This is a genomic window from Lysinibacillus sp. FSL L8-0126 (assembly GCF_038630385.1).
Lineage (GTDB): Bacteria > Bacillota > Bacilli > Bacillales_A > Planococcaceae > Lysinibacillus > Lysinibacillus fusiformis_D.
In genome coordinates this window covers 2,047,720-2,069,772 of record NZ_CP152028.1, presented here as the reverse complement: position 1 = coordinate 2,069,772, position 22,053 = coordinate 2,047,720, and the positions used below count along the sequence as shown (strand labels likewise).

The following is a 22,053-nucleotide window of genomic DNA, read 5'->3' as shown; positions in this document are numbered from 1 at the left end:
ACGGGTAGAATGTAGTTGTAACTTATAAAGGAGGATTTTACATGAAAAAAGACGTCAATCAAAAACAACAACAGCTAAAAGCATTCCGAGTAAGTGATAAAGATCAACCTCTAACAACCAACCAAGGATTAAAAATATCGGAAGATGAACATTCACTAAAAGCTGGTGAACGAGGACCCACTTTATTGGAGGATTTTCATTTTCGTGAAAAAATGACTCATTTTGATCATGAACGAATTCCTGAACGAGTGGTACACGCACGCGGGTCTGCAGCTCATGGAATCTTTGAAACCTATAAATGCGCGAGTGACATTACAAAGGCTCAATTTTTAAATGGACAAGGAACTAAAACACCTGTCTTTGTTCGTTTTTCTACCGTTGCAGGCTCAAAAGGATCTGCTGATACTGTCCGTGATGTACGCGGCTTTGCTACAAAATTTTATACACAGGAAGGTAATTATGATTTAGTTGGTAATAATATACCTGTTTTCTTTATTCAAGATGCCATTAAATTCCCCGATTTTGTACACGCTGTAAAGCCTGAACCGAATAACGAAATTCCTCAAGCTCAAAGTGCCCATGATACGTTTTGGGATTTCATTGCAAATAATCAGGAATCTGCCCATATGGTCATGTGGCATATGTCCGATAGATCCATCCCACGAAGCTATCGAATGATGGAGGGCTTTGGTGTTAATACCTATCGCCTTGTCAACGCTGAAGGAAAAGCACACTTTGTTAAATTTCATTGGAAACCTATACTTGGGGTTAAATCATTAGTATGGGATGAGGCGCAAATCATCGCTGGAAAAGACCCTGATTTTCACCGTAGAGATTTATGGGAATCCATCGAACGAGGCGATTTCCCAGAGTGGGAGCTTGGTGTCCAACTTATTCCCGTTGAGGATGAATTTAATTTTAGCTTCGATATTCTCGATGCAACAAAAATATGGCCAGAGGAAGAAGTTCCAGTACGTATCCTTGGGAAAATGACACTGAACAAAAACGTTGATAACTTTTTTGCTGAAACGGAACAAGCTGCATTTCATGTTGGACATGTTGTACCTGGTATTGATTTTTCAAATGATCCTTTACTACAAGGTCGCTTGTTCTCCTATACAGATACTCAGTTAATAAGACTTGGAGGACCGAACTTCCATGAAATCCCTATTAATAAACCAATCTGTCCCTTCCATAATAACCAACGAGATGGCTATGGCCGACAAACCATTAATGTCGGGCAAGTTAGCTACCATAAAAACTCCTTAGCCAATAACTCACCCTCTCCTGTCTCTGAAAGCGACGGAGGATATAAACATTATGAAGAAAAATTGGAAGGACACAAAGTACGTGCACGTAGCGATAGCTTTAAAGACCATTTTTCACAAGCAAGATTATTCTGGCTCAGTATGACCGATGTGGAGAAAAAGCATATTATTAATGCCTTTAGCTTCGAACTTGGAAAAGTAAAAAATAAAGACATTCGAAAACAAGTTGTAAATATGTTTGCTCATGTCAGCTACACACTTGCATCAGCTATTGCTGATCAAATTGGTATAGTACCACCAATCCAAGTAGAAGTACCACATACTCAACAAACCTCACCTGCTGTTAGCCAAATGATCAATGCAGTCGAAAATGTTAAATCTTTTAAAGTAGCTCTGATTGTAACAGACAATAGTAGTGAAAACTTAAACGAACTAATGGCTACATTGTTAAGTAAAAATATAGTGGTTGAACTTGTGAGTACTAAGCAAGGCATCCTAAATGGCTTTGAAATTCAAGAAACATTAGCTACTACCTCCTCCGTTCTTTATGATGGGGTTTATGTGACTGGAGCTTTCCAGCATTCTGATCAGCAATCAAAAGCACTACAATTCATTGAACAGGCCTATCAGCACTGTAAAACAATAGGCTATACGGAAAATGTTTCGTTTTTACAGCATCTTGCCAATAAAAATGGTGTGGCAAACAATCTGAATTCTTTTATTCGTTTCCTTGCTAAGCATCGACATTGGGTACGATAATGAATGGAAAAGCCAGCTAACGTATTGAATCTATTAGCTGGCGTATTTCTCTTATTTAATTCGTGTAAATTCCTTTTCATTTCCGTCAACAAATTCAACATCGACTTCAATGGATTGGTAGTTGGCTTCAATATTAAATACTTTAATTACTTGATCGATTACCTCATCATTAGGTGTTGTCGAATCGAAATTTAACTGCTTAAATAATGGCTCTAATTTTGTATAAGCTTCATCCCCTTGCAGTCTTTCATTCTTACGGTCATCCTGTAACTTCGCTTCTATACCTGATTTTTTGTCTTCATATTCTACCTCATATGACTCTGTTGCAGAATAATCAACATCTAATGAAAACTCTAAAAAATTAAAGGTCATTTGGTCTGTTGGCGTATCACCAGTCTGCTGTGTACCATTTTGATTTGCTGGTGCGTTAGTAGGTACGTCCTTTACTTCATCCTTATTACAGCCATAAAGAATAACAGTCATGAAAGAAATCGTTAATAAAAATTTCAATTTCAAATTATACACTCCCTTCTTTCCATATTATTTCCCCATCCAGCTATAAACTAACCCAAAAAAGACATCTCCTTTGATGAGGAAATGTCCTTTTAATGACACGCTAATTAATAATAGAAGTTGTGATCAACTTTATTTTCTTGAATAGCCTTTGCTAAACGGACTGTTGAGATAGCCAAGTCAGCATATGACACACTCTTCGTAGCATTAAAGTTGTTTTGCTGTGCATCAATTAGACCCATACCATGTGCTAAAGCAATATAGCCTGTATACGCTGGATCAATTGAAGTTGCATCAGCAAAGTTTAATTTATAAATATCTTTATATTTAGCAACATTATCTAATTGTAATAGTTTGATTGACCACTCTGCGAACTCTTGACGAGTCAGAGTCGCATCCAATGCAAATTGATTTGCAGGCTGTATGATCCCCATTTTAACAGCTTGTTCTACTACTCCATAGAGTGGATGCTTTTTATCAATATTGTTAAAGGATTGCTTTTCACCATCTCCATTACCATAGTAACCATATGTTAAGGAATGTAATAAAATTTTCAATGCTTCTCCTTTTGTCACAGCAGCATCCGCATTAAAGTTTGCTAGATCTTTTACCTCTAACACATTTTGATTTAATAAATAATTTAACTCTTTGGCAGCCGTTGGGTGAGAAATAACAGGCTTCTCTTTAGAGTCATCTACATTATTTAACCATTCACCAGAAATAGCATCAATCTGGTTAAATAAACTACCATTGTACGTAGGAGCATACACTAAATCATAATGTTGTTTATTCTCCATATCTTGTTTTACATATTGTAGTTGCAATGTAAGTGCCTTGCTATAGGCTTCTTTTGCTTTGTCAGCTGAAATGACCTTATTGATAGATGGCCAGCTATCTATCTTTTGCTTATATACACTTAGTGAGCGTAAAGATCCATCAGAGCCAATACCTACATATAAGCCATCTCCTACAACTGCAATTCCATTCATAATGCGTGGGAAGGTGAAGTAATATTCCTTATTATATTGATCAAATACAGCATCCTCGATTGGCATTGAATACTCATGTAGATATGAAGGTGCCCATTCCTTCAAGTAATCAGTTGCCTTCTTCAATGCAGCGTCCTTCGAAATAGCATTTACTTTGTTATCTACTAAAAAATCTCTCGATAGGTCATGATACTGAACTAGTTCACCTGTCGCCTTATTGATTTCTAAAGAGCTACCAGATCCACCATTGCCATACATATACGTATAGTTTACAGAGTATATCGTCTCACCATTGTCATTTTCTCTTTCATCTACTAATTCTATATTGAGCTTCGCTTTACTCTCATCAACCTTTAAGAAATTTTTCGCGAACTCTTCAGCCTCAGCTGCCGTCATACCGTTCTTTCTTGGTGGTAATGGCTGTGCTGAAATTTTCTCAACACTCTTTGTCTTCGGCAATTGCTCAGTAAAACCATTTGCTGTCTGCCATTGCCCATTTAGAGCATGTACACCATTGAACCCTGTGGCAGGCGTATACACAAGCTTCACATTACGTTGATTAGATCTGTAGTCGTAATCAATATAATAACGAAGCTCGACAGCTAAATTATCACGAACTTGTGCCAGCATATCTTCCTCATTCTTTTTTTGATCTAAACGATCAAAGGAAGCTTTACTAATAGATTCTGCATTACTAGACATCCCCGTAATTTCACCATTTGCCAGAACATGAATAGTAATACTTTGATCTCCAATAAGAACCCCATTATAAATTGGTGAATAGACAAAGGAGTAAGTAATTGGTTCTGATAACGGTCTAGTAATATTAAAACCATATTCGTTATAATCATCACGAAGTTTGTAATTATCCGAATCAACAAATTTACCCAGGAATTTTTGTGCAATTTTTTGCGCCTCATTCTCTGAATACTTTGCTGGATAGATTGCTTCTGCTATATTTGCAGGCTGATAATAAAAACTTTCTAGTTCTAAATCATCGCCCTTAAATACAAAACTACCATGTGCATCTTTACCATTAATTGTCTTATAGAAGTTTAGTTCATATCGAACCGTTGTATCATCTCTATAAAAATGACCTGGTCCAGAATTAAAGTCATTATCCGCTACAAATTTGAACTCTTCTGGGAATAGTGAACGTAATTTTTTTATCAGCATGTTTTTTGTAACTTTTGTTTCAGTTGAAGCTACCTGAATTTCGATACGCTCCGATGATTCCTTTACATTTGCAGATACATGCGAAATTGGTGCTAAAATACCAACAGAAAATGCTGTTGACGTCAAAATAATACCTAACTTTTTAAATTTACCCAAAATATCCCTCCTAAAATACTATTTACCATAATTATAATGTATTTTCCGATATTTAGAAATGTTTTTTACAGATAATTTCCACTTAGAAGAAAATACATTGGGTAAACCCTATTTTCCTTCCTCATGTTATTTCTTCACCACATCAAAATTGGCTCCAATTAATACCCAATTTTGAGGGAATGGTAGCCCCAACTTCCAATAACCAATACCACGGAGATTATATTGTTTAATAAGATTGAATTTTGCTTGAATAGATCTAGCATCTTCAAACCACACCATATGTGCCCTACCTTGCTCATCATAGTATTCAAAGAATGGTGCTTGGGCTCGCCAATCAAACTGAATTGCTGCATTATAACGTTTGGCAATTTCAATGGCTCTTTGTGGGCTAAGTGCTTCCGCGTACGGTCCACCCTGTACAAAAGGTAACGTCCAGTCATAGCCATATAAATTTTGTCCAAGCATAATTTTACTTGCAGGTATTTCACTAATCGCATATTTTACAACAGCTTCTACCTCAGGGAGAGGCGAAACGGCCATTGGCGGTCCTGCAGAATATCCCCATTCATAGGTCATGAGTAAAACAAAGTCGACTATTTCTCCATGCGCCCTATAATCATGTGCTGCTGTCCATGGACCTCGTTCACTATCACTTGTTTTTGGAGCTAGTGCGGTAGACACTGTATATCCTTGAGCATGGAATTTTTCGACAGCTCTTCTTAAAAAATTGTTATAAGCTTGTCGTTGATCTGCTGGCAAATTTTCAAAGTCAAAGTGGATATCTTTCACTTCCCCAAGTCGCTTTGCTTCTGCAAGAATATTATCAAATAATAAATCTTGAACAGCCGTACTTTGAAAAATATCTCTCGCTAACTCGCCACTAAAACTAAAATTCTCCAGATTGGAAATAACCATAGCCAGAGATGCTCCCGTATCATCCGCAATTTGTGTCACACCTTGACTCGGTGGTCTCTGTAGGGTTCCATCCCTTCTTGCCTCATAACTGAATAAAGCTAAATATGTTAAATAGGGACCCGCTTCCCTAGCCTGATTCAAGAGGGCCTCGCTAACAGATGTTCCTCTGGGCTCTAAATACGCCAATGTTTCTGCCCTGGTTTTTGGCGGTTGTGGAATATATAATCTCGTTCCAATAGCTAATGGTTGATTGGGATTAATACCATTTACTTGAGCAAGCGTTACATAATTAATACCAAAGCGTTGCCCGATTGACCATAAGCTATCGCCTGGCTGTACATAATAAAAACTTCCGACAATTGGGATCACAAGAGCTTGCCCCACAACTAAACGATTTGGATCGGGAATTTGATTGGCCTCTACAATACTCTGAACCGTAGTCCCATACGCCTGCGCAATACCCCATAAAGACTCGCCAGCCCGTACAACATGTATTTGAATGATTTTGCCTCCTTCTCGCTTGATAAAATCATACCTATAAATCTTATGAAACCCGATAAGAAAAGATGTCTTGCTACAACACCACAAAAATCTATTACTTCGAATAGTGGATGAATTTTTGGATGGTGTATTTTATCATCCTTTTTAAAATAGTTTTTTTATTAGTGTATGAATAATAATTTCCTAAGGCTTCGGAACCCCCATTCACCTGATTTTTTGTTTGCTATGTATTCTACTGCTGTATGCCATGTACTCGATAATATCCATGTTTTTACTTTCCCTTCATTTTAATGTTTTCAATATATCTAGTGTCCTATCTTCTGCTTCTTCTCTACTATTTGTATAAGAAAACGCAAAATGATACACAACCCTAAAATATTTATCGTACAAACGTTCTATATATGACATATCCTTCTGTATAAATTCCCCCTCTTTCTACCTTATACATAAGTCTCTGTACGCTAGTTTTTGTCGCACTTTTCCCGAAATATTTAACGCAACTAGTATCATATGCCTTATTCTTTTCACTATCACCACTCTTGTATAATGAAATTATTGTAAGGAGGTGTTAGATTGCGTTTATTTTACCAGCAAAAAGTAATCGGCAAGAAATCTCGTAAGCTTCAAAAAATTCCATTTTCTATTGATGAGCCTGTTACAACTTTACAAGATTTACTTGTTCAACTTGTGACACAGCAGGTACAACAATTTAATGAAAAAATGGTCGATACACCACTTCATCTTTACTTAACGGATCAGCAATTAGATGACGCAACCCAGTATGGGAAAGTACATTTTGGAGAGAAGAAAAATGATTCTTTACAGTCAGTTGACCAAGCCATGTCCAATATGCTTCAAGCATTTCAAGATGAGCTGTTCTTGGTCCTTCACAATGAGGAATCGCTAGATTCTCTTACTACACCTTTAACCATACAGGAAGACGATGTTTTTACATTCATTAAATTAACTATGCTTGCAGGACGCATTTGGTAAGGAGGGATATTTCATGACACTTTCACATGAACAAAAAACATATTTTCAAGGTATAGTCGATTCCGCACCTATAGCTATACAGCCATTAGCTGCAGCATTACTAAAATATATGGACAACAGAGATTATGAAATAGAACAGCTGATTGCTGCTCAACAAAATTCAACACTTGAAGAGCTATTTAGTGGTCCACTATTTGACGTGCTTACGCTATTTTCTTCACAAGAACGTGCACTAAAGATTAAGAAACTAGCATTACGTTTTGATGCTACAATGTTCCAAACCGATGTTTTACGTCGATCATTTCGTTCATCTCAACCCGTGCAGGATCATCTATTCCAGTGTTTACAATTAATAGAAGAAATGCTGACCTTTGAGGAAATTACTTTGGAGGAGTTACTAGCGAATCATCATCAATACGAACATGGTACCTATCCCAATTACAGCTCTTACGTTTTGAAGAATGAAAATATAAAAGTAATGGGCTTTAACGTCTTTGAACAGTTGCTTGCTGACGAACTCTCTTTAGAAAATCCTTCTATTGAAGAGGTAGTGGAAAGTATTTTATTTGATGAGCATCACAGTAGCTTTTTCGGTCATCCGTTCATTCGGGGTATTTTTAAGTCCAATAACCACCGTATGCACGAGGCTCTTGGCAAATTATTAGTAGCAGCTGCCCGTCAAGAAGGGCTACGACAAGCAATCGTTGAAAATATTGACCATGGCAATCTTGTTGCACAGCTAAAAATGATGAAACTTATTCAAGAACATCAACTAACACGCTTCTCCTCTGTGATTCGAGCAGTCGATACTTGGATGGGGCTTGGCTATAATAGCTTTGAAAATCAAAAAGTGACGGAGGAAGTTTTAGCTTTAGCTGTCCAAGCCATCGAAGAAGATAACTTTGTTGAACAGCTACTAAAGAGTGAACGTACAATTGATATTTATGTCGCATTATGGGCAACTGCTACAAGAGACTATACAAGGCTAGATGCTGTCGTGACAACGCTCTTAAAGCGTAACAAACATATCCAGCTTACAACGCTTGCCTTTTTAAAAAATTTATCTAAGACCTCATTTACAGCGCCATTTGTGAAGGATTTAATTTTAACGACGAAAGATATCGAGTTATTTGCCTTTGCATGGGGCAATTTCCTCTATGCTAACCACTATATTAATAGCGAGTATGCAAGAGATCATGAATGGGATCAAAACCTTCAAAAATTCATGCAAGAAAATGCACAGTTGCAAGGCATTGAATATCTATTATTCGAACAACTAGAATGGGCTAAGAATGAAGTTACAAAAGAAGGGCTGAATATTACAGGTAAACCTTTATCCTTTGTCCATGTCCATTTATCATTAGAAGATTTAATTTCAGCCCAAATTATTTTGGCCCATCATGTACAAGATGAGGTATTATTCCAACGAATTATTGCACAGGCAGATTCCTACTCACCATCAAGTAGAATCGGCTTACTTAATATTTATTGTCTTGATCCTAAAACACAAGGTCAACGTGAATTTTTATTTAATTCTTTACGAGATCGCAGCTCCATCAATCGTTCTCTTGCATTGAAAAAAATACATGCTCTGACACCAACCGAAGAAGAAATCGTAAAAATTGAAGATCTTTTAGCTAATAAATCAGGGGCACTTCGTAAAGAGGCTATCTCCTTGTTAAAAGCTCAACCACAGGACCCGTTATTGCAAAGTGCTGAACGACTGATAAAAGATAGTAAGCAGTTAAAAAGGCTTGGAGGACTTGAATTACTGTTAGAAGCTTCTAAGGACGACAATTTAACGAGTGAGCAAATTACCACTTTATGTTCCTTATTACCAAAAATAACAAAAAGTGAACAAGTTCTGTTAGAACAATTAGTAGCAAGGGATGTACCACAGTATAACGAGCGCAATGGCTTTGGCTTATATACGCCGCATTCCCCTATTCAATATGATCGTATTGCCGATGGGGCCATTCAAATGAATGGTGAAGAACCTTGGCAGCAGCTTGTTCCTTTCTATGTACAGACACCGACACCATTTGAACAATTTTTTCAATATGATATTGAAAAATTGCTGTCGAAGCTTGAGCAACTTATCCAAGTACTTGATGAACATGCTGAACTTGAGTATGAGACGTACCAATGGAATGATACGCCTATTACTACAACGTTAGGACAACAATATAGTGTCCTGACAGATAAAACGGACAGTCGGCGAGATGCTAGTCTAGATGCTTATCCTATTCCTGAGGAAATTGTTCAATGGATCAAATCATCTCTATTTAGCCGTGAGGACTTAGTCTATTTTAATTTCTACAATAATCTATCAGAATACCCTGCTGCCCATGATCTTTCCGATGCAGCCCATACACTTATTAAACCTTTCTTCCAATACGAAGAAATTAAAGCACGAGTTGTTCAATTTGATTCCTTGAAATATAACTATACGATTCAACAAATTTTCTCTGTGCTATCGCAAGATAGCGATAAAATTTCAGGAGAGACAATGTTGCATAAAGAAGCTCTCTCATTACTAGAAAAGCATGCTCCTGAATTTAATAGCTTTGAACAGGCTATCGGCATAATGCTACAGCTATTCAAACAAATCCCTGCAGATCAGTGGCAGCTTGATGTTAGAGAGCAAAGTTATTATTACTATCGTTCTACATCTACTATTATTGATTTGGATGTTATTGAGACATTTGTAGAGCGATGCTGGTCTGGTTACTCAACCTATGGTGAATATGTCAAAATGCTCGCGATCAATGAAGAGCTTACAAAGCGTATGAAAAACGAAGGCTATAGTGCTAATGTATACAATTTATCACTGTTCCAATATTTAGATGCTATGAAGGCTGGGTTATTGACACAGGATCATTTATTTGAAGCCATCTTTACTGATACACTTGCTTCAGAAATATTTAACGAGCCTAATAAATTACTAGAACGCTATCAGCAGTCATTTGAAGACTTAACAGATTTTTTTGCTATTCGTGAACAAGCGATTGATCGTATTTTAGCCATAGAGCTAAAGCGTGGTGATACACCTACCACTGTAACCAAGCTTGCTAGTAATATTTCTTATTTTGAGGGTATTCATTATTTCTTACAAATTCTACAGGCACTTGATGGAGAAAAGCTTGCGCGAGGTTATATTTGGCAAGCCGAAACGAAAAAGGATGTATTCTCTCGATTGCTAACTAGCTGCTACCCTAAAAAAGAAGAAACGGCACAGCAATTAAAAGAGGCGTGGGAACAAACAGATATTTCAAAAGAACGTTTAATCGAAGCCATGATGTACAACCAGCATTGGATAGACCTTGTCAGTGAGGTCATTGACTGGGATGGATTAAAGGAATCAGCCTGGTATTTTATCGCCCATACAACTGATTCTTTATCAGACTTTGCCAAAGATCAGATTGCCCTCTTCTCTAGCATAACTGCTGAGGATTTTCGTGATGGTGCATTCGATTTAGCTTGGTTCCAAAGTGCCTACGAAACACTTGGTGCAAAAAAATTCAAACTCGTCTATGATGCAGCAAAATATGCTTCTGAAGGAGCCAACCATCGTCGGGCACAGCTTTATGCAGATACGGCTATCGGTAAGCTCAGTCCCAAACCATTTATGCAAGAAATTCAAGACAAGCGTAATAAAGATAAATTACGCGCACTTGGCCTGATTCCTTTAAATAAATCTGATGATAAAGATGCCCTAACACGCTATCAATTTATTCAACAATTTTTAAAGGAAAGTAAGCAATTTGGTGCGCAACGCCGGGCTAGTGAAGCACGCGCAGCCAGTATTGCACTAGAAAACTTAGCACGCAATGCTGGTGATGGAGAAGCCACACGCTTTACATGGCGTATGGAATTATCAGCCTTTAACGACATCAAGTATTTATTTAAAGCACAACAAATCGAGCAAATTACAGCTCATTTGCAAATTGAAGAAGATGCGTCTGTAGCCATTGTCGTTGAAAAGGATGGTAAACGTCTAAAGAATATTCCTGCTGCATTAAAAAAACATGCTGCTATTGTAACCTTGCAGGAAGCTCGAAAAGATTTACAAGAACAATATAAACGGGCGCGTCCAGCACTGGAGCAGGCTATGGAATTAGAAACCGTATTTTCAGCTGATGAGCTTATCCATTTATTAGCTCATCCGATTCTAGCTCCCCTTTTACAAAAGCTCATCTTTATCAGTGATGAACATGTTGGCATGCTTACACCAGATGGCTTACAGCTTTTATCTGCTGACATTGTGGCACTGGCACCAACGTCCGCCATCAAGATTGCCCACCCTTATCACCTTTTAGAAAGTGGTCAATGGAGACAGTGGCAAGCCTATATGTTTGAGCACAAAATACAACAACCATTTAAGCAAGTGTTCCGTGAGTTATATCTCATCAATGCAGATGAAAAAGCACAAAAACAATCATTGCGCTATGCAGGACATCAGGTAAATCCATCACAAACAATAGCTTTGCTGAAAACACGAGGCTGGCAAATGAGTTATGAAACAGGTCCTCGTAAAGTGTATTACAAGGAAAATATTGTGGCATCCTTGTATGCACAGGCAGATTGGTTTACCCCAGCAGAAATTGAAGCACCTGCAATCGAAGGGGTTTACTTCTATGATCGTCTAACCGGCAAAAATATCGTGTTAGATGTTATTCCTGCTACGATATTCTCTGAGGTTATGCGAGATATTGACCTTGTTGTCAGCGTTGCTCATATTGGTGGTGTAGATCCTGAGGCAAGTCATTCTACTGTTGATATGCGCAGTATTATTGTAGAAGAATTAGCTAAATTATTGAAGCTAAACAATGTGGAAGTGAAAAAACAGCATGCCCTCATTGAAGGTAAGCTAGCAAGCTACTCCTTACATTTAGGAAGCGGTGTGGTGCATCAAGTAGGTGGTTCGATGATTCCGATTATTGCTGTTCCATCACAGCATCGTGGACGAATTTTCTTACCAATGGTGGATGATGATCCACGCACAGCCGAAATCATGTCAAAACTGTTATTACTAAGTGAAGATACTAAAATTAAAGATCCTGCCATTTTAACTCATATTCGTAGCTATGAACAAATGCGCTAATGTAAGCCAAGTAAAAACAGGTGACAAAACAAGTCACCTGTTTTTATTGTACATCCGTTTTAATCATTTCAAATAATAGTGGTACATTCGTACCTCGTTGCAATGAATGGCAACCTTCCATTAAAAACGACCAACTTTTCTTTATTTTTTCCCTATAAGGTAGCTCTGAACTAACCGGGAGATAGGCTCTCAAATATTCTTCAATTGTGCCAGATAGATTGTCCATAAACGCATCTGCTTTTTGTATTTTTTCTGTTGGGATTTCATTGCGCTCATCCCATAAAACATGCTCTAAATTCGTAGAGAAATAAAACAATTGATAAGGTACTTTCATACGATTAATGCTAAAATGGTCGTTGGCAATTAAAATTTTAGCATTCTTCGCTTTCATATCATTACGTTGTTCAATTTGTTCTTTACGCTTAGCTGACTTCACTAAAATAGCATCCTCAGTATAAAATAAATTTTGCTCAATTTTCTCATCTACCTTGACACATTCCGGTGCAATAAAGCAACCATCCGTATCTGTAATATGAACGACAGCAGTTAAATCATTTGCTAAAAATTTATATTTTTCAAGATAGCTTTGGATTACTCGTACCACACTATTTTTAATATTCGGGATACGTTTATGGGCATCCCATTTTGTCAAAATATCTTCACGTTGTACATCAAAACGTATGGTTGAATTCGCAAAGTGAGCATCTAAATAATCCTCTAAAATAATTTGCTCCGTTTGTCCTTCCACAATGATTAAGAGTACCTTTTTAGTCATACTGAACACCCGCTTTACGAAAAGCACGTTTAATTTTAAATGTTTTGGTTTCCTTATAGACATCTTCATCCTGTCCACCAAGTTGAATAGCACGTAAGTAGACATCTCTAGCATTATTTACTTCTTTAATGCCTTTTAGCTGCATATAGCGGTGATTTTCATTTGTCGTTGTAAACCATAAGTTTTTAATAGCTAGCACCTCTAACACACGTAGATTATGGGATGTAAAAATAAGTTGTCCTTTTCCATCCTCATCTATCACTGTTAACAACTCACCCAACAAATATTCAAATACTCCCGAATCTAATTCATCAATAACCACACAGGCATTCGGATTATTGTAGACAGCTATCAATACACTAAGAACAGAAATGATCTTTAAAATCCCCTCAGACTCTGTTCGCAGCGGTAATTCCCTCTCTCCACGCTGTGATAAAAATTCAAAACGAATTCCCGGCTCACCATTATCCATCATTTGCTTTGTAATCACATTAATTTTAATAGTTAGACCCGGAATAATAGCCGTTAACACACGGTTACTTTGCTCAATTACTTCACATAATGCATAGAATGCATCCTCTCGTAATATTGCTGGTCCCTTTAAATCGTAAGGTATTAGACCTCTCGTTTTCTCTAAATGAATACTAAACGGCATGATCCGTTCTTCAAATAATGGTGCTATATTTTGATTATTAACAACATGTAAGTCTCTATTAAAATCAACCGCAATATTTTGAAGTAGTTGCATTTCTTGCTCCGAAAGTCGTTCCTGTAACAATGGCTTTACATCTTTATGGAATAGAAATGACATATATTGCTTTCTTGCTAACTGTTGAATAACAAGTAATTGGATACGTGCCTGCTCACTTAAATCAGCCAGTTTTGATTGACGAATTCGGACGTCCTTCTCTGTTACAGCTACTAATATCTTTGAACGCTTCCCTTTAGCATTTTCTCGATAGCTAAGACGTTCCAGCGTTGTATATAACCGATGCTGATCCTCCTGTAGCTCCACATAGTAATTTACATAAAACGTCCCAAATTGATTTTCAACTAAAAATTCGACATCTATGCAGGCTGTTTGCTCACCTGCTAAGATAAGTCGTTTTTCTTGTGAGGGTAGTTTCACTTCAGCAAGCCAACCCGATATAAGTGTCTTTAATATTTCAAATGCATCCACAATGGTTGTCTTTCCAGAGCCATTCTGTCCATACAGCCCTACAACATTTGCTTGTAGAAATGTCTCAAAATTTACTCCTAGTACAATTTCGCCTTGTCTTACATTTCGTAAATTTTGTATGTTCATCTTTTTTATTTTAATAATCGCCATTTGCTAAACATCCTTTTAACCTTTTTCCTTATTATAATGAAAATCGTTATATTTTATAACAATTTCAACCTTAAGTATCGACTAGCCTAAAGCCTATGGCAATTATCGCAATAGGCATATGTTAGAAAAAATGAAGAAAGGTGTGTTTCATTGGTTTATCCTAGATTAGCTCCTGATGATTTTAACAGTCAATTTCGCCCAGGTATGAAAATATGGGTAACACTCCCCACAGGTACTTATGCAGGTACATTGATTCGAACATTTGGCACTGGAGGAAGAACAGCTGAAATCCAGCTAGATAACGGTCAAATAGTGACTGTGGATGTTAGTCAAATTACTGCCGCAGGTACAGGTACACCACCTGGTAGTTCCTATCCTCCGCCATATCCACCACCCTATCCACCACCTTATCCGCCGCAACCATACCCTCCACGTCCATATCCGCCACAACCTTATCCACCGCAACCCTATCCTCCACGTCCATATCCACCACAGCCCTATCCGCCGCAACCTTATCCACCACGTCCAGGAGGGCAATATCCCGGTTTCCCACCACCATTAATACCAGGATTGCCTAATATTTTACCAGGTATCTTTGGTAATCCTCGACCATAGCCAATTAGAAAAGGTTATTTCTTTGTTCATCTTTGAATAAAGAAATAACCTTTTTTTCATTTTATTCCCATAATAAAAATGACAGAAAACCATAGCATTCTCAAGCATATCAGACATTACAAAATAAGTAAAAAGCCCTAACAAGGAGTTGAAAAATAGGATATCCACCAAATTTTTAATTCAATTGAAATCGACTAGTTCCAAGCAAACTTCTTTTTTATACTAGTAATCGTTCGAATTTTTGTAAAAATACAGACTAAAATACAAAATAGACAGACTAAAAAACTAAATTCCATTCTTTAATTTTATAAATCTAGACTTTAAATAGTAAGTTTTCTGGGTTGTGAATCAATTTTTTTGGCAGTATAGTAGTTTAATGTTAGGGGATAAATAGATTACTTTGCATTCATAAATATTTAATATGCATCTGGACTTCTACGAATAACATCACAATCTTCAATGTGCAGTACATTGACTAAATTATCCATTTCTTATCCTTAGCTTGAAATATTTGTTATATCATATTAGGAGGAAAAGTATGAAAAAACGCAAGAAGCAGCATATGTCCATTAGCAAAAAACTAACCGTAATAATGGTAAGTATTTTATTATTATTTGGTTTAGTTACTTTAGGCCTTTCTTATTATATTGTCAGAAATAGTAATTTAACAGATATGGATCAATCGCTCTCTGACAAAGGCATGATCTTAGCAAAAACGATTGATATCAATACGTTGAAATCAATACTAGATAATCCAACAAACAGTAACTCCGACGCCTTAAAATTAACAAGAGAAATGGATGCGATCAATGACAATTCTGATAGCATTACCAATCTATTTTTAATTACGGTTAATGGAGAAAATATTAATGCACCTGTTCTTTCATCTAGTATACTAGAACTAGGTGCTGAATATAATCAAGATATGATTGCTATGGGTTTATCTCCCGATTTCCTAGCAAGAATCAAAGAGGTTTTTAACACAAAAAAAGCAACAGCAACAGATATTTATAGCGATGAGTTTGGTAGCTACAAAACGGGCCTCACACCCATTTTAGATGAAAATGGTGATATGTTGGCTGCATATGCCATTGACTATGACGTATCGATGGTAACTGGAAAAGCCATGTCTGAAGCTCTATGGACATTATTAGTCACTGTTATTTTCTTAATTGGTTCATCTATTGCTGTATACACTCTTTTGAGAAAAAAATTAACACCAATTCAACAGCTTTCCTTACAATCTAAAAAAGTAGCAGAAGGTAATTTAGAGCTTGAACCATTATCCGTTACTTCTACAGATGAAATAGGAACGCTCACACAAAACTTTAACTTAATGATTGAAAATCTAAAAACTGTCATTAAAAGTACAACAAACGTTTCTGCTCGTGTGTCAAACACAGCCAACGTTTTATCGGCAAATATGCAGGAAGCTTCCGATTCTTATAATAATGTAGCTTCTTCTATGCAAGAAATTGCGAGTGGTGCGGATCTCCAAGTTCAAAAGGCAAAAGAGAGTACGATTACTATTGAAGAAATGAGTATTGGTATCCAACGCATTGCGATGACATCCAATCAAATTTCAGAATCCTCTATCTTAGCATCAGAGGAAGCTGAAAGAGGTAATGAATCGACAAATAAATCAGTTGCACAAATGAATGCGATTAGTAAAGCTGTAAATCAGTCTGCTGCTTCTGTTAAATTACTTGGCGATCACTCCAATAAAATTGAAGAAATTGTGGGCATTATTACGGGAATCGCTTCCCAAACAAATTTACTGGCATTGAATGCAGCCATCGAAGCTGCCCGTGCTGGAGAAGCTGGTAGTGGGTTTGCAGTGGTTGCTGACGAGGTACGTAAGCTTGCTGAACAGTCTGAGGCATCTGCACGGGAAATTTCTACACTTATTTCTCATATCCAGCATGATACAAACGAATCTGTCAATATCATGGTTCACGCTGTAGAAGAGGTCGATCATGGAATTGTTATGATTAATGATTCAGAAAAATCATTTAGCCAGATTCTAACTTCCATTCATCATGTAACAGGACAAATTCAAGAGCTTTCTGCTACGATTGAAGAAATGGCAGCTGGTATGGAAGAAGTAACATCTGCTGTTAAAGATATGGAAGACTTCTCTATCAATTCAAAAGACAATACGAGAGCAGTTGCCGCAACTTCTGCCTCTCAGCTGAATACCGTACAACGAGTTTCTGAAGAAGCTCAAGTATTATCCGAGTTATCTGATGAACTATTAAATGTTGTTAATACCTTTGTAGTGAAATAAAAAAGCGAAAGGGCTGCTCTTATCAGGAGATGTATGTCCGTTAGAATTCTGAGAATGATTCATTTTCTGTGGAACTAATGGCATAAACACTCCTTCATAAGTGTCTGCCCTTTTCTAAAATAGGAGTTGTCATGATTGAATAATAAACGAGAATTTGATGTATACCCATTAGAGAATAATACGCATTCTTATGAGCCACAAACTCTACCATCCAATCGTACACAACTGTTGAACGAAGAAGATTTACTAGCCTATCAAACTTTAAACCAAACATTAGCTGACTACGATCAAAACACCACAATACCTGACGTATTTTATCAGGCAGCACAACAGTTTGCTGAACGCATTGCATTGTCCTTTGAAAATGGTAAGATGACCTACCATCAGCTAAATGAACAATCCAATCAAGTTGCTCACATGCTAATAGCAAACGGTCTGCAAAAAGGAAACTATGTGGCAATCGTTATGGAACGAAGTAAAGAAACAATCATCAGCCTTTTAGGTGTCCTGAAAGCTGGTGGTGTATATGTTCCTATTGATCCAAGCTACCCGAAAGAACGGTGTCAGTATCTATTAAACGATACAGGTGCCCCGTTTATTCTAACGAAAAACGAACATACAGCATTACTGAATGATTTCATACATAATGATTCCCAAACACGTACAGTGTTAACGATCAACCAATCAGAAAAAGGCTACTCACAGGAAAATCTAACTTGTGAAATACATCCATCCGACCTAGCCTATATTATTTATACTTCTGGTTCTACGGGCAAACCAAAAGGGGTTATGCTTAAACATGAATCTGTTATTAATTTGATTACAGATAATCAAAGAATCTACCATTCAACACAAGACGATGTATATTCTCAGTTTATCTCCTATAGTTTTGACCCATCAGTAACAGAGACTTTTACCGCTTTCTTTTCTGGAGCAAGGCTTCATATGCTAACAAGTGTGGAACGTCTATCGATTGAAGCATTTGCTGATATGATTGGTCGTGAGCAAGTAACCGCTGCCACTGTACCCAATGCTTTCTTTACACAGCTAGCAACACATTTACCTGTAGAATACCGAGAAAAACTGACAACACTAAACTACCTATCTGTTGGTGGCGAAGCTCTATTACCTGCTGTCGTTCAAAAATGGCATGAAAAATTTGGATTAACTACAGAGATTATTAATCTTTACGGACCAACTGAATGTACAGTATTGTCCTCTTACTTCAAGATAAAGGATTCTATAATAGATAAACAATCCAGTATTCCTATTGGCAGACCAATCGCTAATTATGAGATGTATGTTGTTAATGACGATGAGCAGCTTTGCCCAGTTCATGAAACTGGAGAATTATGTATTGCAGGTGCTGGTTTAGCAGCAGGCTATTTACATCAGCCAGAAAAAACGGCTGAGGTATTTGTACCTCATCTATTGAAGCCAGAACAAAAAATGTATCGTACAGGTGATTTAGTTCGCCTATTACCTAGTGGTATTATTGAATTTGTTGGGCGCAAGGATTCACAAATCAAAGTAAGGGGCTTCCGTATTGAGCTTGGAGAAATTGAAACGGTGTTAAGCAATCATCCTAACATTCAGGAAGTCGTAATCATTGCGAAGAAAAAGTCCGATGGTAACAATCATTTATTTGCCTACTATACAGTGACTAGTGGTATACAACTTGAGGAAGATATTTTAAGAGACTACCTGTCAACTCTTCTACCAGATTATATGGTGCCTGAGCGTTTTATAGAATTGCCTGAAATGCCGCTTTCTCCTACAGGAAAAATCGATCGAAAACAACTAGCATCACTGGAAGTGGTTTTATCGCGTAGCCATGCATACAGCGCACCCCAAAATAATATACAGCAGCTGCTAGCTACCGCATGGGAAAAGGCACTTGGTATCGAGCCAATAGGCATTCACGATAATTTCTTCCATATTGGAGGTCATTCATTAAAAGTGCTTGAAATTCTTGTACAAGTGAAAAAGCATATACCATTCTTAAAAATACAAGATTTCTTCCACTACCAAACGATTGCAGAGCTAGATCAATATATCCGTCATTATCAGCCGGAAGCTAATGACAATCAAGAGCAACCAGCTAATCTTGTTTTTAAGGATTTAATGGAGCCAAGTCCGCTGCAAGTCTCTCAAACTGTAAGACCCTTGCCAATGACATCGGTATTATTAACAGGAGCTACAGGTTATTTAGGAAGCCATATATTATACGAGCTGTTAACAACAACAAATGCACATATTTGCTGTCTTATTCGACCAGGTGCCCATGCAACGATTGAGGACAAGCTAATGGATAGTATGCAATTTTACTTTGGCAACGATCTTGTTCATCCTATGAAAGAGCGTGTCACAGTTATCCCAGGCGACTTAGGAAAGCAACAACTTGATTTATCTGATGAAGCTGAACAAATGTTGCTGGAAAAAATCAATGCAATCATTCATTGTGGTGCCGATGTACGTCATTTTGGTGCGGCTGACCATTTCAATAATGTCAATGTGAATGGTACTCGCCATTTGCTTGAAATAGCTAAACGAAAACCGGGTATGCATTTCCATTATGTATCAACAATTGGTATTCCAGAGGAGTTAGCTGCCATTCAATGGGGCTCAAATGAGGCAAAAGGTAATTTTAATTACGATGTGAAGCTTAATAATGTGTATACCCAAAGTAAGCTAGAGGCGGAAAATCTTGTTCGAAATGCTGTAAATGATGCCATTCCTATTTCCATTTATCGTGTAGGAAATTTAAGTTGTCACTCTGAAACAGGCAAATTCCAACGTAATATTGATGACAATGCCTTTTACCGTATGATTAAATCGATGCTTTATTTAGGTAAAACACCTACTGCACAATGGCATGTTGACTTTACTCCTATTAATTATGCGAGCCAAGCACTCGTTTCTCTGGCAAGTCAGCCAGCAGCAAACGGTCATGTCTTCCATTTATGTAATCCTGTATCGCTTCCTTATTTAGAATTAATCGACATGATTAAGGAATTTGGCTATGATCTATCAATCGTTTCAGCACAGGAATATACAAATTGGCTATTGCATAGTGAGCATACAAAAGAAGCACAGGAATATTTATCGTTAGCCATTGCTCAGCTTGAAGGTGATGGAGCTGGTGATTCCCCGTTTATTTTCAATTGCAAAAAAACACTAGAATTTTTAGTCAATACGAAAATTGAATGTGCAGTACCTAATACAGCCTTTATTCACAGAATGATTCAATATGGAATAGATACAGGCTACTTCCCTGCTCCAAGTCAAGTCAACATAAGATAATCAAACAGGATATACAGCTATTTGCATATCGTTAACACTAACAGAGTGGGATACTTTTTTTAAGTACTCCCTTCTGGTGTTTAACGAAAATTTAAGAAATACAGGCTTTTGCAGGATCAGCAATGAGCATTGCTTGGTTGGGCATGTGCTATAAACCTCATTTGTTTGATACCATTAATATTAAGCGAGCCAAGAAAGAACTTTCTAGCTCGTTCTCGATTCACAACATCCTTTATCCATCTGCCGAAACAATTACAATGTTTAATAGAGAGCTGCTTCCATTGCTATAACAAAAAGGAGGAGAAATTAATAATTTCTCCCCCTTTTTTAAGCTGTCTAATCGACTCTCTTATTTAAATAAGTCTGGATACATCTCTTTTGCTAATGCTTCCATTCCATCTATTGTGTTGTAGCCATAACCAAACATGTAATTATAATCTACGATATAAATTTGTTTATTTTTAATAGCTTTCATGCTTGAAAGTTTAGGATTTGCATAAATTTCTTCGCGTACTTTTGTTAGATCAGAACCATCCCAGTTAGGAAGAATTAATACATCTGGATCTGCTGCAATTAATGTTTCAACACTTACATCGCCTGTTTCATCTTTGAAAATGTTATCTAATTTAACCATTTTGAATGCGTCATTGAAGAATGTTTCATCGTGAGCTGGGTATACAAAAAGCTCTTTTGGATCATTTGTATGCAAATAAGCAAAAGTTTTTTCTTCTTTAATACTTTCTAATTTTGAAGAAATGTTTTGTTGTCGCCCTTTTAATTCTTTAATAAAGCTATCCGCTTTGTCTTGCACTTTGAAAATTTTACCGATATTTTCGATATCTTTGTAAATAGAATCATATGTGCCACCTGTTACAGATGATTCTAAAACATATGTTTTAACGCCCATTTCATTAAGTGAGTCTACTGTCCCTACGCCCCATTCAGCATTATCAAATAAGCCACCGCGACCAAATACAAGATCAGGATCAGTTCCTAATGTAACCTCTTTCCCTACATACTCATCACTTAAAATATTTAACTTAGCGTATTCTTCTTCTACAGATTTATCGACTGCACCAAAGTTTGCACCGACACCAACGATTTTATCACCTAATCCTAAATGTAATAATAATTCTGCTGCTGGGCGTGTATTAGCCATAATTCTTTCAGGTGCTTTATCGAATACTTGATCTTTCTTTTCCCACGTTGAGCCTCCCTCAGCCTTTGCAAAGTTAGCAACTGTCAGTGGATAATAATCTTTTGTTTGTGTTTCCTCAGCTGTATTTTTTGATGTGTTACCACAAGCTGTTAATGTTAATAAAGCTGCTAAACCAATTCCTAATAATAGTTTTTTCTTCATGGTGTTCCT

The 22,053-nt window shown here is 37.1% G+C and carries 12 protein-coding genes; 6 read left to right on the top strand and 6 right to left on the bottom strand.

Annotation, left to right across the window (positions count from 1 at the left end; translation table 11 throughout):
• Positions 1-41 precede the first annotated feature (41 nt).
• Entirely contained in the window at positions 42-2,027 is a 1,986-nt protein-coding gene (locus tag MHI34_RS10080) for a catalase (RefSeq protein WP_342504390.1), read from the top strand.
• 51 nt (positions 2,028-2,078) lie between these two features.
• On the opposite strand, the gene MHI34_RS10075 is transcribed toward MHI34_RS10080, so the two are convergent.
• The 3 genes from MHI34_RS10075 to MHI34_RS10065 all read right to left on the bottom strand — a co-directional run bounded on the left by MHI34_RS10075 (position 2,079) and on the right by MHI34_RS10065 (position 6,277).
• Entirely contained in the window at positions 2,079-2,552 is a 474-nt protein-coding gene (locus MHI34_RS10075; RefSeq protein WP_244508184.1) for a YusW family protein, read from the bottom strand.
• A 95-nt stretch (positions 2,553-2,647) separates the two neighbouring features.
• A complete protein-coding gene (locus tag MHI34_RS10070) occupies positions 2,648-4,861 on the bottom strand; it encodes a YcdB/YcdC domain-containing protein (protein ID WP_036118974.1) in 2,214 nt (737 codons plus the stop codon).
• A 126-nt stretch (positions 4,862-4,987) separates the two neighbouring features.
• Positions 4,988-6,277: a glycoside hydrolase family 18 protein gene (locus MHI34_RS10065; RefSeq protein ID WP_036119005.1), complete on the bottom strand. Its 1,290-nt coding sequence runs from the start codon at positions 6,275-6,277 to the stop codon at positions 4,988-4,990.
• Between the two features lie 573 nt (positions 6,278-6,850).
• Here MHI34_RS10065 and MHI34_RS10060 point away from each other — a divergent pair.
• Positions 6,851-7,270: a hypothetical protein gene (locus MHI34_RS10060; RefSeq protein ID WP_058843580.1), complete on the top strand. Its 420-nt coding sequence runs from the start codon at positions 6,851-6,853 to the stop codon at positions 7,268-7,270.
• Between the two features lie 13 nt (positions 7,271-7,283).
• On the top strand, positions 7,284-12,374 hold the full coding sequence (locus MHI34_RS10055) for a DUF4132 domain-containing protein (protein WP_342504389.1): 5,091 nt from the start codon (positions 7,284-7,286) through the stop codon (positions 12,372-12,374).
• Positions 12,375-12,417: 43 nt separating this feature from the next.
• Here MHI34_RS10055 and MHI34_RS10050 read toward each other — a convergent pair whose 3' ends face one another.
• Positions 12,418-13,149, bottom strand: a complete 732-nt coding sequence (locus tag MHI34_RS10050) for a hypothetical protein (RefSeq protein WP_036118980.1) — start codon at positions 13,147-13,149, stop codon at positions 12,418-12,420.
• Positions 13,142-14,479: an AAA family ATPase gene (locus MHI34_RS10045; RefSeq protein ID WP_101967020.1), complete on the bottom strand. Its 1,338-nt coding sequence runs from the start codon at positions 14,477-14,479 to the stop codon at positions 13,142-13,144. The genes MHI34_RS10050 and MHI34_RS10045 overlap by 8 nt, the downstream gene beginning before the upstream one ends.
• A gap of 150 nt (positions 14,480-14,629) precedes the next feature.
• Here MHI34_RS10045 and MHI34_RS10040 point away from each other — a divergent pair, with 150 nt between their 5' ends.
• The 3 genes from MHI34_RS10040 (at position 14,630) to MHI34_RS10030 (ending at position 20,684) form a co-directional block, all read left to right on the top strand.
• Positions 14,630-15,094: a hypothetical protein gene (locus MHI34_RS10040; protein WP_036118983.1), complete on the top strand. Its 465-nt coding sequence runs from the start codon at positions 14,630-14,632 to the stop codon at positions 15,092-15,094.
• A 538-nt stretch (positions 15,095-15,632) separates the two neighbouring features.
• Positions 15,633-17,381, top strand: a complete 1,749-nt coding sequence (locus MHI34_RS10035) for a methyl-accepting chemotaxis protein (protein WP_036118985.1) — start codon at positions 15,633-15,635, stop codon at positions 17,379-17,381.
• Positions 17,382-17,516: 135 nt separating this feature from the next.
• Positions 17,517-20,684, top strand: a complete 3,168-nt coding sequence (locus MHI34_RS10030; protein ID WP_342504388.1) for an amino acid adenylation domain-containing protein — start codon at positions 17,517-17,519, stop codon at positions 20,682-20,684.
• A gap of 349 nt (positions 20,685-21,033) precedes the next feature.
• On the opposite strand, the gene MHI34_RS10025 is transcribed toward MHI34_RS10030, so the two are convergent.
• Positions 21,034-22,044, bottom strand: a complete 1,011-nt coding sequence (locus tag MHI34_RS10025) for an ABC transporter substrate-binding protein (protein WP_036118989.1) — start codon at positions 22,042-22,044, stop codon at positions 21,034-21,036.
• Positions 22,045-22,053 lie beyond the last annotated feature (9 nt).